The organism is Actinoallomurus purpureus (assembly GCF_024055795.1).
Lineage (GTDB): Bacteria > Actinomycetota > Actinomycetes > Streptosporangiales > Streptosporangiaceae > Actinoallomurus > Actinoallomurus purpureus.
In genome coordinates, this window is sequence record NZ_JAMXMY010000027.1 from 68,991 (window position 1) to 81,741 (window position 12,751).

Below are 12,751 nucleotides of genomic sequence, written 5' to 3' on the forward strand. Positions count from 1 at the left end.
GGCCCGCTTGCGGGCCGCCTTTAAAGACGTGAAGAAAGTCCTCATCCGGGCGGACTGCCTGCGTTGTCTTGTCCCGGTTGATGCTTGTCAGCCGGCTTGTTCCCGCTGTTCGTAGCGTTGACGCCATGCCGCGCAGCGTTCGACGTAGGTCGGAAGGTGTTGCGCCTGGAAGTTTTCGGCGGACCAGTCGTGGGCCTCGACGTCGGCTCCTGGGTTGCAGACGTATCCCCACCCGTGGCGGCCGTCGACGAGGGCGATTCGCGTGAGGTCGTAGACGGGGTCTTCGAAAGCGTCCAGCACGCGCCATTCTTCGGCGGTGAGTCCGGTCAGGAGGAATCCGCGGGCGATGCCGTCGCCGGGGACCAGTCCGGGGTAGACCCGTTCGGGGAGCGCGGCGACGCGCCATCCCTCGGCGGCCACGGGTTCGTGGTCGGGGACGCGGTCGATGAGAGCGAACAGGACGTCAGGGAATTGGAGGCTTCCGTAGACGAACAGGGCCTCCGGGTCCACCGATAGGCGGTCCTTCGGTCCAGAGCTCGGCGAGGTCGGCTGGGGTGAGTGGGTCCCGGTATGCGGCATTGAGCACCTCCCGGGACACCTTAACGTCGGCCTCGGCGAGGGCGGTGAACCAGTCGAACCCCGCCGGGTAGGCCCACATGTAGGACCGGTGGGTGGGGTCGGCTCCCCGGTCGGTCAGGTCACCGGCGATGGTCTTGTCACTCTCCCAGGGCAGGCAGGCGCGTAGGTGGTCGGCGCACTCGATCGCCGGGGTTCCCGCGTTGATGGCGCGGTGGACCTGGGCGAGGACGAGATGGGTGTAGTGGCTGAGCCGCAGGCGGGCGATGAGCACCTTGTCATCGGGAAGGATGAACAGCGGCCATGCCTGGGCGAGTCCTTCGAGCATGACTTGCTGCGGGGCGTGGATGGACAGCAGGCGGACCCACGGAACGTCGTCGTTGGCTGCCCTGGCTGAAAGGCTGGCGCTTTGCAGGCCGTGTCCGAGGACTTCGTGGAGGGCGAACTGCCGGGCACCGGCCTGGGTGAACTCGACGTTGGGCAGGTTGAGCCGCAGGCGGACGTGTTCGCCGGCGCCGTCGAGCCAGTACGCCCAGTAGGCGTCGACCTCGGTCGTCTCGATCGTCAGCGTGTAGGGGGCGGTGCTGCCGGTCGCCTCCCGTACGGCCGGTTCAAGCTCTTGCGCGGCCTGGCGGATGGTGTCGGGGGCCTCGTTCACGTCCAGCAAGCCTTCGACCTGGCTGAGGTCGGCATTGGTCTTCGGCCCCCATCCGATGCCTAGATCAGCAAGCGCGCGGCGGGCCAGCTCAGCGCGTTCGGCGACGTAGTCGTCCGGCCATCCGGCGGACCCGCAGCCTTGGGTGGCACGGATGTAGTCGCTCAGTGGTGGCCGTTCGCCGAGAAGGGCACCGAGATAGGCAAGATCGGCGTCCAGTCGGCTGGCCAATGGGCCTTCGGCCGACGTGCGGAGCTGAGCGAGTTGGCGATAGACGGTGAGGCGGTCGGATGCCGGTTCAGCTTCCGGGCCGGCGGGGAAGCAGTCGAAATCGATGATCGGTGAATCGCCCCGCTCTATCTCATAAGCGTTCCAGGCGCGAAGAGTCGCCTCGATCGCATCACGCGGGCTCATGCGGGACATCCCATCGCAGTGTGAGGGCCTGGTTCGGGCGCAGGTGGTCGCGGGTCAGGGTCATCACGACGTCATCCCCGTCGTAGTCCCACACCAAAGCATCCTCAGCAGAGTTCTCCGAACCGTTGGGCTCCTCCTCGGTCGCCCAGCACCGCAACAACTGGCGGGCGCCCTGGTGCCGGACACGGAGGGTGTAGTGCCGCGTGTACCGAGGGATCGACTGCCGCCAGTAGTGATCGTTCAGGAACTGCCCGCCTTCGCAGACACAGCCAACGGTGGCCGTCTCCCCCGGCTGGATCGGCGGGGAGATCTGGCAGGCGAACGTGGACAGGTTCGCGGTGTCGTGAATGCGCTGGATCATGACGCGACGGTCCGGGTCGCTGACCGGGTCGATACTGAGCCGGTCCCGTGTGTTCTCGAACCACACCTCCCGCGACAGGCGAGCCATGGGCTTGTCGCTCAGGTTGAGCATCTGATGGCGATAGGTCACCCGGGACCACCCGTCGGGATCGATATCGATGTCGATGCTCATCGACAGCTCAACGATGTTCCCCGACAACTGGGCCAACTGGGCGGCCTCGTCATCGCTGAGGCGGAGGACGCGTTGCAGCTCAAGCAGTTGACGCCCGAGTCTGCGAGCGGTGTCGCTGGCTCCTTCCACCGTGTGGACCAGGGCCGGGGAGACTGATGCGGCCGGCTCTGCGGGCGGACCCCACTCGATGTCGCCCTGAGGCGCGTGAAGGTTCTGATCGATCGCCTTCAGCAGTTCGGTCGCCTTGTCCGTGCTGGCGGGTTCTTCAGCCGGCGGCGGGCGCTCGGCCTTGTCGTCGGTGACCCGCTCGAACAACTGCTCGGCCGTCCACCCGGGGAACATCTTCTCCAGAACCCGGCAGTGGTCGGAGTACGGAAGGCCTTTGACTTCGCCAGAGGTCCACCGCTTCACCCTCGCCCTACGGCGGCGGCTGGCCAAGGCGGCAGGCCTGACCGTAGCCGAACTGCGCGGCGTCCTCACTGTGTCGTTCGCCAAGGTCGCCGAATACCAACGGCGGGGCGTCGTCCACTTCCATGCCGTCATCCGCCTCGACGGACCGGACGGGCCGACTATGTCCCCGCCTGTCTGGGCGACCGGTGACCTCCTCGACGGCGCGGTACGCCACGCTGCCCGTGCGGTCACGGTGACCACGCCGGAGGCTGAGGACCTTCCGGCCCGCGCGCTGGTGTGGGGCTCTCAGGTCGACGTCCGGGCGATCACCACGACCGGCGAACTGACCGACCAAGCCGTAGCCGGCTACATCGCCAAGTACGCCACCAAAGCGGCTGAGTGCGTCGGCACCCTGGACCGGCGTATCCGTGCGACCGATGACCTCGACCGGCTGGACATCCGCGACCACGCGCGCCGGTTGATCGCCGAGTGTCGGCGTCTCGGGGCGCTGGAAGAGATGGCCGACCTTCGGCTTGCCGACTGGGCGCACATGCTCGGCTTCCGGGGCCACTTCTCCACCAAGTCCCGCCGCTACTCGACCACCCTCGGCGCGCTCCGCCAGGCACGCATGGCCTTCAACCAGCGCGAACACGACATCACGACCGGCCGACTGCCCCTCTTCGACGAGGACCAGGTGCTCGTCGTCGCGCACTGGGACTACGTCGGCCAGGGCCACACGCCAGGCGAAGCGTTCCTGACCGCCGCTCTCAGCGGCAAGCCACTGCCCCCTCTCGGCTCTACCGGAGCGGGCGGAAGCCTGCCGGAACTCATGGAGGTCATGTGAGCAGACGAGATGAGCTGATGACCGTTCCCGAAGTCCTCGCCGAACTCGGTGGGGTCTCCCGCCGGACGTTCTACCGGTGGCGTGAACTGGGCAACGCTCCCGCCGGCCTCAAGCTGCCGAACGGCGAGATCCGGATTTGGCGCAGTGAGTTCGCCTCCTGGCTGGAGACCTTGCGGGAGGCGGCGTGAAGTCGACGGATGTGAAGTTCTGGGACGTCCGCCGGAACAAGTCCAGCAAAACGGCCTCGTACGAGATCCGCTGGGTCGTCGCTGGCAAGCAGCGCTCTCGGACGCGCCGGACCAAGGCCTTGGCTGAGAGCTTCCTGTCCGACCTGCGACAAGCGGCAAAGGCGGGTGAAGCGTTCGACGTAGAGACGGGCCTGCCCGAGTCGATGCTTCCCAAGGAGTCGGCCGTCACCTGGTACGACCTCGTGAGGTCGTACATCAAGGCCAAGTGGTCGCCTGCGGCCGGTGAGACCCGCAAGAGCACTCTCGATGCCTTGGCGACGGTGACGCCCGCACTCGTCACGGACAAGAAGGGTGCCCCGGACGCGAAGCTTCTCCGGCGGGCTCTTCTCCACCATGCGCTGAATCCGCCGCGCTGGGAACTGCCTGTACCGAACGACGAGGCTGCGGCGCTCAAGTGGCTGCAAAGCCGATCGCTCCCCGTGGTGGCTCTGGCCGAGGCTGATGTAACGCGCTCCGCGCTGAACGCCATCGCGGTCACCATGGACGGTCGCCCAGCGGCTGCCACGACCATCGCCCGGAAGCGTGCGGTCCTGTACAACGTGCTCAAGTACGCGGTCAAAGAGCGGAAGCTGCTCGACGCCAATCCAATCGACCAGGTCGATTGGAAGGCACCCGACAAGGTCGAGCAGGTTGACCGGAGCGTTGTTGCCAATCCCGTCCAGGCGCGGCAACTCCTTGCCGCGGTGACCTACGTGGGCCGGTTCAACGGCCGTGGTCGTCGTCTCCGGGCGCTGTACGCCTGCATGTACTACGGCGGTCTTCGCCCCTCTGAGGCGGCTGGCCTGCGGCGTCAGGACTGCGAGCTTCCCGAGCTGTGCGCCTGCGACGGTGACTGCTCCTGCGGTCGGCTCAAGGCGGCATGGGGTCGGCTGGTGCTCGCGCGGTCGCGGCCTGGTCCTGGTCGGCTCTACACCGACAGCGGCAAGACGCACGACGATAAGGGCCTGAAGCGGCGTCCGGTCGGTGAGAAGCGAGTGGTCCCGATCCCGCCGGAACTGGTGCGGATTCTCCGCGAACACCTCGACGAGTTCGGGGCGGCCGAGGATGGCCGGCTGTTCCGTACCTCGACGGGCGGAACCGTTTCCGCGTCGGCCGTATGGCGCATCTGGCAGGACGCCCGGACCATCGGCCTCTCCCCCGAGCAACAGGTCACACCGCTCGCCGGTCGGCCGTACGACCTCCGGCACGCCTGTGCGACGCTGCTCCTCAACGCTGGTGTCCCGCCCGAGGAGGTCGCCCGGCGGCTGGGCCACAGTGTCGAGGTGCTGTGGAAGGTCTACGCGGGATGCCTCGACGGCGATGAGGAACGGATCAACCGCATGATCGAGAAGGCACTTGCGGCGTGACGCGCGCTACGGTGACAGGGCTCCGGTTCATCCCGGAGCCCTTCGCTTTTTGGGGGCTGACCTGGGTCGACGCCCGGATTCTCATCCCGCGTATATCCCGCGACCAACGGCCGGGGGCTGCTTCCGGTGGCATACGGCTGCACACATGCGAAACCCCGGCGACCTGTGTTCGTACTGGTCAGCCGGGGTTTTCCTTGATCAGGTGGGTGCCCCCGGCAGGATTCGAACCTGCGGCACACGGTTTAGGAACGCAACGGCTGAAACGCTTCTGACCTGCACAATCTTCGACCAGAACGCTGCGTGTACCCACCTGCTACCCACGAGCGGCGTACTCCGTGCACGAGGAGCCGCGACGCTGAACCTCCGACACGGGCGGTCGGCTCCGCCCAGACGAGCCGGCGGATTTACAGAGGGTCGGCGATTCGGCCTACGATCCCCCGCTGACCTCGCTTACCCCACGCCGTGGGTCGTTGAGAGACACGGTCATCCCGCGCATATCCCGTGCTTGATCTGGGATGCGAGGAACCCGCTGCGCGAGGGTTACTCGGACGTACTGGGTGCTTCGTCACAGCTCGCCTGACTGACTAGGAACTCTCAACGGCACATGGTCGATCAAGCTTCGGATGCGATAAGAAGCTTTTGGATCTTCGATGGCGACTACCACTTGGCTCGCCGTTTTCGCTATCTTGCCGAGCAACGCATCCCGCACTTGCCTCGCATGGTCAAGCTCACGCTTGGCGTTCATCATTCGATATTTCGCTTCACTGGATAGATCTCTCCCATCCTCACTCGACGCCTTCACCATCTGCCCCATTTCTTCGGAGGCGTTTTCATATTGGCGCCGCTTCTCCTGCAAAAGATACTCGGCAATCGCTACGGCTCGATCATAGATTTCTATCGGCATCTCTATGTATTCGGGTCTCCCAGGAGCGACCTCTACGACAGGAGGCAAGCTAGCCACTTGCTCCAGGAAATCATCACTTACCGTAGCGCCAAGATATCTTCGCGCATGATATAGAAACGACTCAGTATCGAGAATAACTAGATCTGCACCTGCGACGCGCTTTGCCTCATCGATAAGCTCTGGACGCGCCGAGATTGTCCGCCCTTTTTCGCGTCGAATCCAATCCTCCTTTTTATCGCGCGTCACGAGGAGGATCGGCAGCTTTCTCTTTGCCGCCTCATCGAGTATTTGCCTCCAAAGGAAGTAGTCTCCGGTTGCGTCGTCCTTTGTCTTCGCATCGGCATAGCCCGGTGGAATCTTCTGGTTGACCCTACGTCCCGCCTCCTTTCGCACCTCCTCATAAGTTGGACCATCGAATGGCTTACCAACCTTGTTTCCGATGATCTTCTCAAATCTATCTCTCACTGGATCATTGGCAACCATCTTATCTAGCGATATCCCGTGCTCCTCTCGAAGTTCCTCCACAGCGGCCGCTGCTCGATCCAAAGCCTTAGCGAGCGGCTTCACAATCCTTTCCTGCTCTTCCTTTCGCAAGGCCGTCGCCTTGCCTAGCGCACTAATGGCGGAGGTCAGCGACTCTTCAAACTTATTTCTCAACTCATCGATTGCCTCCGATGCCTCCTTATAGGCCTTCGCATGGTCGGCGATCACTTTGACGCGGTTTCTATGAAACTCAAAAGCTGCCTGATGCGGGACCCAAAGTCGCTCACCAATAAGCCCGAGCACCCGAAACAGCTCTTCTCTGGCTTTCGGGGCGAATCGATAAGCGTCGAGCATTACATTGGCGTCAAGACATACCAGACCCGATAGTATAAGGCGCTTCCGCATCTCTTCTGACGGCGCATAATATTCTTGAAATAGAGATTGAAAGCTTGTAGCTTGAAGCCCGTCCTCCACAAGAATCACCCAACCTCAAGTCGTGAAGATAATCGCCGCGTTCCCTTGCCGACCAGATTCCGGATGCAGACCGCAAGCGTAGCGAATGTGGCGACGTCTCGACTAGTCACACAAACAGGGGCGGCGTCCGGCGCCCTCCCTTCCTGCTCGGACCGACTACGCCCGACAGGCTCTTCTCGGGCGAGCCGCGAGGTCTCCTCACGCAGCAACACTCAAAGAAATTCCATCCACAAGACCATTAGAGCTGCGACAATCACCATCAACACAAGTCCCCACGTCGGCGTCGTTGCCCACAACACCCAAATCAGCAAAGCGCATAGCAGTCCAGTCCGCATAGGGCTCTCACCGTACTGACTGTTGTGTATCGAGACCATGCCTACTACGAAAATTAGGATGATCTGCCACCAGGACATATGGGTTCGCCAGTGAGCGACGCTATGCCAATGACGAACAACTTCCCGCTGCAAGGACTGCGCAAGCTTGTCGCCGTTGACGTTCTTGGCACTGACGTGAATGCCAAGCTTCTTGAGCGCCGCTTTCCCTGCCTGAGAGATTGCAATGATGGCGGCGATTAGTCCCGCTAGGCCGACTATGAGGCTATTGATCTTCTTAACAGACCCGACGACTCCCCGAGGCTCAGCCTGGGGAGAATTCATATTGGTCACGGCCGCTGCGAGATTCTCGGAGATCTCTCGAAGCCGCTCATAGTCATCTGACGACCGAGGGGTGCCCGGGTCTTCGGGTTCGCTCATCAAGAAGCATGTTAGGACAGGACACAGTTACCGGAAAGAGGCACCGGGATGATGGCCGAATCAAGCCATCCTTCTTGATGAAGATGTCTCAGGCCCATTGACGGATCCGCGCGTGCTCACGTATAACGCGGCAACGATCACGGTCCTTGCCACCCGTTCTTACGGATTGGTGCATGCTTCTGGAGAAGCTTGCGCGATGTCCCAAATCAGCGCGATCGGATGGCGTTGCCCAGCCAACTTCGGCCATGGCTGCCGTAGCCTCCTCCGTCCCGCAGGTAGCGGCCAAGACGAACCGCTGGACATGTAGGACAGGACCGGTACCGTCCTGTGGGTGAGCACTCCTGAGCGCCCAGAAGAGCTGAGGACGAAAGTCTTCGGCGAGCGCACGATCTATGACAACCCGTGGGTTCGGCTGACCTTGGTGGACATCGAGCCGCCGGACGGCCGGCGCTTCGAGTATCACGTGGTGCGGCTTCAGCGCGTCGCCGTCGCCCTGGTCCTCAACGAGGTCGATGAGGTGCTGATGATGTGGCGCCACCGGTTCGTCGACGACTCATGGGGCTGGGAGCTGCCCGGGGGCATCATCGACAAGGGTGAGGAGGGGGCGGCAGCAGCAGCCCGTGAGGTCGAAGAGGAGACCGGTTGGCGCCCCCGGACGATGGAGCACGCGGTGAGCTTTCAGCCCATGGTCGGCATGGTGGACACCCCACATGAGGTCTACATCGGTCGTGGGGCCGAGCTGGTGGGCGAGCCGACCGACCTTGAAGAGGCCGCACGTATCGATTGGCTCCCGATGAGCACCGTCTTGGAGCTCATCAGTAAGGGCGAGGTGCTGGGCTCTGGGTCACTGGTGGGATTGCTGTATCTGCTGGCCAAGCGCGGTGCTGAGGGCGCTTCCTAGGCCGCAAGCCCGACGCTCATGATCCGCTTGCGCTGCCGGACTGAGCCGACTTGGTTGGCCAGCAGCCGGGCACGGCGTAGGTGTGCTCGGGCTTCGTCGAGTTCGCCTTGCGCGGCGAGTGCTAGCGCCAGGTCGCAGCGGAGGCCGGCTGCCGCCCGGACGAAGGACGCATCTATCTCGTGGAGTGCGGTCGTCAGGTAGGTGACCGCCTCTTCATCGCCGACCTGGGCGAGGCAGTGGCCACGCCATCGCGCGTGGTGGGCTTCGTTGAGCGTGATGAACGGCAGCGCTGGATCGTCCGCTTCTGCGGGCAGGAACATCGCCGAGCGTTCCAGTGTCTTGCGGCACGCGTCATCGGCGAGTGCGGCCTGTACCTCTGCCTCGACGGCATGCAGCCAGCACAGCAGCAACGGCGGGCAGCCCTTACCGGCCAACGTCCGTGCCTGGCGTACGAGGCTCAGAGCGTCCGTGAGCCGTCCAAGGTCATGCAGGGCGTACGTCTGTTCCCCCATGGCGTGCGCGAACAGTACGGGCGATGCTGCCTCGCGTGCGGCGGTCTTAGCGGTCTCGTAGTGTGCCCACGCCTGTTGCACGGCGCCGACGTCGAGCGCCTGCCAGGCCGCGAGAGCGCCGGCATCGGCCAGGACCGCCGCGAGTGCTTCCCGCACGGACGGATTGAGGCTGTAGGCCAGCAGTTCGGCCAACGTCGCCATCACCGATCGCGTCTGTTCCAGCAGTGAGGGAGCGCCAAGACGGCGATCGAGTAGCCGGATCTGGTGAACCTGCTGGTGCATCTGCCGGACCAGCGGCATATCAACTCGCCGCGCGGTGGCGAGGCGCTGCCGAAGTTCATCCGCCGGCGCCGTCATCTCTGGCGCGATCGGGCCGGTAAAGCCGAGCTCTTCGTCCGTGCGGCCGTACGCGAGGCGGTAGAGCTTCCGCCAGTCATCTGGGGTCACTTTGCCGGTCTCGTGGCGCGAGATCGTGGTCTTGAGGCTCTTGTCACTGCCGAGAGTCACGCCGGCGTGGGGCGCACAGCGCCTCAACACCGCGATGAGCTGGGACACCTTCCATCCGAACTCGTCCCGTGTCCGCCGTAGTGGCGTCATGTCCGCGCCATCGCCGCCGTCCCGCGTCATGGCTTCAGCATGTCCCACTGGTACCGACTCCCGCCGCCGGTTAACAGCCCCGTGTTAACCGGTGCGGGCTTCCGCGATGGGCGTCACAGGCGATGTCATCGCTCCTGGTCGGCACCACATGTCCACGCTTCCGGCACAGGAAGGAGACCCGCGCCATGGGCGTCATGGAGTCAGGCTCGGACGCGACCCCGGATACGGTCGCTCGCTTCCTCAACCAACTCACGGCCGCACTCGTCGAACGCGGTCTCGTCGCCGAGGCGTTCGGCGCCCGGATGGTGTGGGCGAAGAACCCCGCCGCTGACCCGCCCGGCGGTGAACCGCGGGCGATGACGATGAGCCCAGGGCTTCGTCAGAGCGTCGTCTGCCAACGCGACGGCGAGTCCGGACGGCTCGCATGGTTCTGGGTGTGGTCGGGACCGACACGGGAAGCTCCGTCGGAACTGGAGTACCTGTGCCCGGCCGAGGACTTCAACCAGGCGGCTAACCGGATCACGCGCGTTCTGCGCCTCGACCACGCCGACACGGGACCCGTGGCATGACGGCGCCAACGCTGATCGACGGCCTGACCCCACCGGTCGGGAGCGAGGTGGTCTCAACGGCCTCGATGCTGGGACGCCGCTTCCCATCCGCCGTGGTGTGGTTCGGCGCGTTCACACAACGGTGGTGGGCGATCGTGAGGGCCGGAGACCGCTGGTCGCTGGTCGAGGGCGCCGGACCGGACGAACTCACGGGAGCGATCATCAACGCCAACAGGAGGTGAAGACGCCGCGCGCCCAGCCACGACCGGGGAGGCTCGGTCGCGCGGTCACCCATGACGTGTGCGTCGTCTTGGCGTCATGGGTGAAGAGCGGGGGCGCGGCGGTGCCGGAGGTGAGGGGCCGGCGACGTCGTGCCCCCGCGCCCTGATCTCCCCGGCGGGGCACGACCGGTAGCTCATGGCCATGACACCAACCCGCCCCGCCGGGGCCATCACCAACGGTGCGGCCGGTCGCGAACCGCACCCTCTACTCTGTCATCGCAAGAAGCCGGAAGGAGCCACGTGGCCAGGCCCAAGAGCAGCGACGCCGTGTATCTCAAGATCGCTGCTGTCCTACGCGACCGCATCCGCGGGGGTCAACTCAAGCCCGGCGACAAACTGCCCTCCGAGGCAGCCGTTTCGGCGGAGTTCGGCGTTGCTCGCGGCACAGCCCGCGAGGCACTTAGGAAGCTGGAGAATGACGGCCTGGTGGACGCGCTTCCCGCTGTCGGCCGGATCGTCCGCAGCGAGGAACAGGCGGACAAGACACCGCGTTACCGGCGCATCGCCGCAGAGCTCATCGCCGCTATCGAAACCGGCGACTACCCACCAGGCTCCCAACTCCCCGGCGAGGCCCAGCTAGCCGAACAGTTCCAAGCATCTCGGAATACCATCCGCTCTGCACTCGGCGAACTCGACGGCCGCGGCTTGGTTGAAGTTGTCCACGGCAAAGGACGAATCGTACGCACGGATAGAGCGTAAGCCGCTGTCGCCATTCTCGCACCTATGGACGCAGCTACTGTCGACTGACAATGCGAGTTATACCGGCAACGACTGTTGTGGCCAATATCCAGCCTGCCGCGATCAGAAGATAGGCGAGCCATTGGTAGGGGCCATGAGGAGTGAACGCCTTTTCCTGGCCGAAGTCGATGATCGGTAGCAGAAGATCGAGTGTATAGACAGCGGAATTGAAGTCGGGACCCTTTACCGGTTCAACCGGGCTGGGATGGTGGAATCCATAGACCACCGTCCCAAAGAGCATGAGAGCCAACAGCCAGGCCATGGCACGCGTCGGCCGGAAGCCATAACCCACGGTGGCGTCCTGCATGTAGCCCCAAACCTTGGCGTACCAGGACAGCGTTTTACGATGGCGACGTTGTTTGGCAAGCTGCACGGCACGGGCAGCGGCGTCGTCACCGATTCGCCGGTATGCGGCGGTGAGCTGTTCATACGCATGCGGCACGTAGTCATGCTCGCGTTCCAATAGTTCCAGCCGTCTACTGGCGGGCAGCGGCGGAATTATCGCGCCATAAGAAAGTCCGTTTAGCTTGACGCGGTCCGGCCATATCTCGGGAGCGACAGAAATAAGACTGAACTGGGAGCGCCGTAGGTTGACCTCACCGACGATTGGCATCGCCTCCCGTAGCCAGAGTTCTCCGACCGTGCAACTGCTGGCTCGAAACGCCACTCCACCCGGATTGGACAGTCGCGCATAGTCGAGGTCCAGTTTCCCGGGAATCTTGGAACCTCGTAGATTTACTCTGCCGTCGACTTGGATCGATTTTGCGACCAGGTTGGAGCCGACAGTGAGGTTTTCGGCCTTCAGAGCGGTGTGGCCCGGGTTACTCAGGCTTGCCTTCTCAAAGTTCACGGCCCCGCTAATCGTGGCGCCGACGAGTCGGACTTGTCCGTGGGTTACCAGACCTTCCGCCGAGAGGTCATCGCCGATGGTGGCATGGTTCAGTTGTAGGACCGCGTTCTGTCCTTGATCGCTACTGTGTTCGTCGCCGAGATTCGCCCTGTCGGCAAAGAGGGCTCCGGAAATCTTCGCCCCACCGAGCTTCACCGGACCGGGAATACGGCAGCCGGTGATTCGCAGCACGCCAGCGACACGAATGGTCGGGGCGTCAAGCTCCGGGAGATATGACCTGCTTAGATTAAGCTGGCGGACTTGCGCCCCATAAAAGGTCGGGGGGTATTCGAAACGACAAGCACGCAAACTGATTGGCTGGTCGATGATTGCGTAGGCCAGGTTCAGTCGTCCGGAGATATGCGCACCCTCCAGCCGGAGTGCAGCTATTTTTCCATCCTCTGAAACATTGCCGAGCAACAGTGACTGGATTACCTCGGCTCGCACCGCCCGCTCATCGGTATCACGAAACTTGACCCTCTCCCCGCGCGGGAACGCTCGCCATATTCGACGTTCGGCCGCTGTTAGATCTGTGATCTTCATCGGCGGGACCCTCTCGCGTAACCGATCTTCATGTCAACGGCTGGCGGTGCCGTCGGCAGCCTTTCGCGGGCATTGGATCGTCGAGAGGCAGGTTCGTCCAGGTACTGAGCGACCGGAGCCCGGC

General features: G+C 63.8%; 14 protein-coding genes. 7 read left to right on the forward strand and 7 right to left on the reverse strand.

All coding sequences use genetic code 11. From position 1 onward, the window contains the following. Positions 1 to 87: 87 nt before the first annotated feature. From NE236_RS36885 to NE236_RS36895, 3 genes are read right to left on the reverse strand one after another with little or no spacing between them, the layout of a single operon-like run. Complete coding sequence (locus NE236_RS36885) at positions 88 to 510, reverse strand: gamma-glutamylcyclotransferase family protein (RefSeq protein ID WP_252846908.1); 423 nt, start codon at positions 508 to 510, stop codon at positions 88 to 90. After that, on the reverse strand, positions 464 to 1,645 hold the full coding sequence (locus NE236_RS36890; RefSeq protein ID WP_252846909.1) for a hypothetical protein: 1,182 nt from the start codon (positions 1,643 to 1,645) through the stop codon (positions 464 to 466). Before NE236_RS36890 ends, NE236_RS36885 begins: the two co-directional genes overlap by 47 nt. Then, positions 1,632 to 2,519, reverse strand: a complete 888-nt coding sequence (locus NE236_RS36895) for a hypothetical protein (RefSeq protein ID WP_252846910.1) — start codon at positions 2,517 to 2,519, stop codon at positions 1,632 to 1,634. The genes NE236_RS36890 and NE236_RS36895 overlap by 14 nt, the downstream gene beginning before the upstream one ends. Before the next feature lie 40 nt (positions 2,520 to 2,559). Here NE236_RS36895 and NE236_RS36900 point away from each other — a divergent pair, with 40 nt between their 5' ends. The 3 genes from NE236_RS36900 to NE236_RS36910 are packed head-to-tail and all read left to right on the forward strand — an operon-like array spanning position 2,560 to position 5,005. Next, entirely contained in the window at positions 2,560 to 3,411 is an 852-nt protein-coding gene (locus NE236_RS36900; RefSeq protein WP_252846911.1) for a replication initiator, read from the forward strand. Next, a complete protein-coding gene (locus tag NE236_RS36905) occupies positions 3,408 to 3,599 on the forward strand; it encodes a helix-turn-helix transcriptional regulator (protein WP_252846912.1) in 192 nt (63 codons plus the stop codon). Before NE236_RS36900 ends, NE236_RS36905 begins: the two co-directional genes overlap by 4 nt. Beyond that, positions 3,596 to 5,005, forward strand: a complete 1,410-nt coding sequence (locus NE236_RS36910; RefSeq protein WP_252846913.1) for a tyrosine-type recombinase/integrase — start codon at positions 3,596 to 3,598, stop codon at positions 5,003 to 5,005. Before NE236_RS36905 ends, NE236_RS36910 begins: the two co-directional genes overlap by 4 nt. A gap of 565 nt (positions 5,006 to 5,570) precedes the next feature. Here the strand turns inward: NE236_RS36910 and NE236_RS36915 are convergent. After that, positions 5,571 to 6,875, reverse strand: a complete 1,305-nt coding sequence (locus tag NE236_RS36915) for a PIN-like domain-containing protein (RefSeq protein ID WP_252846914.1) — start codon at positions 6,873 to 6,875, stop codon at positions 5,571 to 5,573. A 203-nt stretch (positions 6,876 to 7,078) separates the two neighbouring features. Further along, on the reverse strand, positions 7,079 to 7,618 hold the full coding sequence (locus NE236_RS36920) for a hypothetical protein (RefSeq protein ID WP_252846915.1): 540 nt from the start codon (positions 7,616 to 7,618) through the stop codon (positions 7,079 to 7,081). Positions 7,619 to 7,949: 331 nt separating this feature from the next. Here NE236_RS36920 and NE236_RS36925 point away from each other — a divergent pair, with 331 nt between their 5' ends. Beyond that, entirely contained in the window at positions 7,950 to 8,519 is a 570-nt protein-coding gene (locus NE236_RS36925; protein WP_252846916.1) for an NUDIX domain-containing protein, read from the forward strand. Here the strand turns inward: NE236_RS36925 and NE236_RS36930 are convergent. Then, complete coding sequence (locus NE236_RS36930; RefSeq protein WP_252846917.1) at positions 8,516 to 9,658, reverse strand: NsdA family TPR-like regulatory protein; 1,143 nt, start codon at positions 9,656 to 9,658, stop codon at positions 8,516 to 8,518. The genes NE236_RS36925 and NE236_RS36930 overlap by 4 nt on opposite strands. A 155-nt stretch (positions 9,659 to 9,813) precedes the next feature. On the opposite strand from NE236_RS36930, the gene NE236_RS36935 reads away from it, so the two are divergent. The 3 genes from NE236_RS36935 (at position 9,814) to NE236_RS36945 (ending at position 11,156) form a co-directional block, all read left to right on the forward strand. Further along, a complete protein-coding gene (locus NE236_RS36935; protein ID WP_252846918.1) occupies positions 9,814 to 10,197 on the forward strand; it encodes a hypothetical protein in 384 nt (127 codons plus the stop codon). Beyond that, the gene (locus NE236_RS36940; protein WP_252846919.1) at positions 10,194 to 10,418 is read left to right on the forward strand and encodes a hypothetical protein; all 225 of its coding nucleotides are present in this window, start codon (positions 10,194 to 10,196) and stop codon (positions 10,416 to 10,418) included. Before NE236_RS36935 ends, NE236_RS36940 begins: the two co-directional genes overlap by 4 nt. A gap of 279 nt (positions 10,419 to 10,697) precedes the next feature. Then, on the forward strand, positions 10,698 to 11,156 hold the full coding sequence (locus NE236_RS36945) for a GntR family transcriptional regulator (protein WP_252846920.1): 459 nt from the start codon (positions 10,698 to 10,700) through the stop codon (positions 11,154 to 11,156). A 34-nt stretch (positions 11,157 to 11,190) separates the two neighbouring features. On the opposite strand, the gene NE236_RS36950 is transcribed toward NE236_RS36945, so the two are convergent. After that, positions 11,191 to 12,627 carry a translocation/assembly module TamB domain-containing protein gene (locus NE236_RS36950; RefSeq protein WP_252846921.1) on the reverse strand — a complete coding sequence of 479 codons (1,437 nt, stop codon included), beginning with the start codon at positions 12,625 to 12,627 and terminating at the stop codon, positions 11,191 to 11,193. Positions 12,628 to 12,751 lie beyond the last annotated feature (124 nt).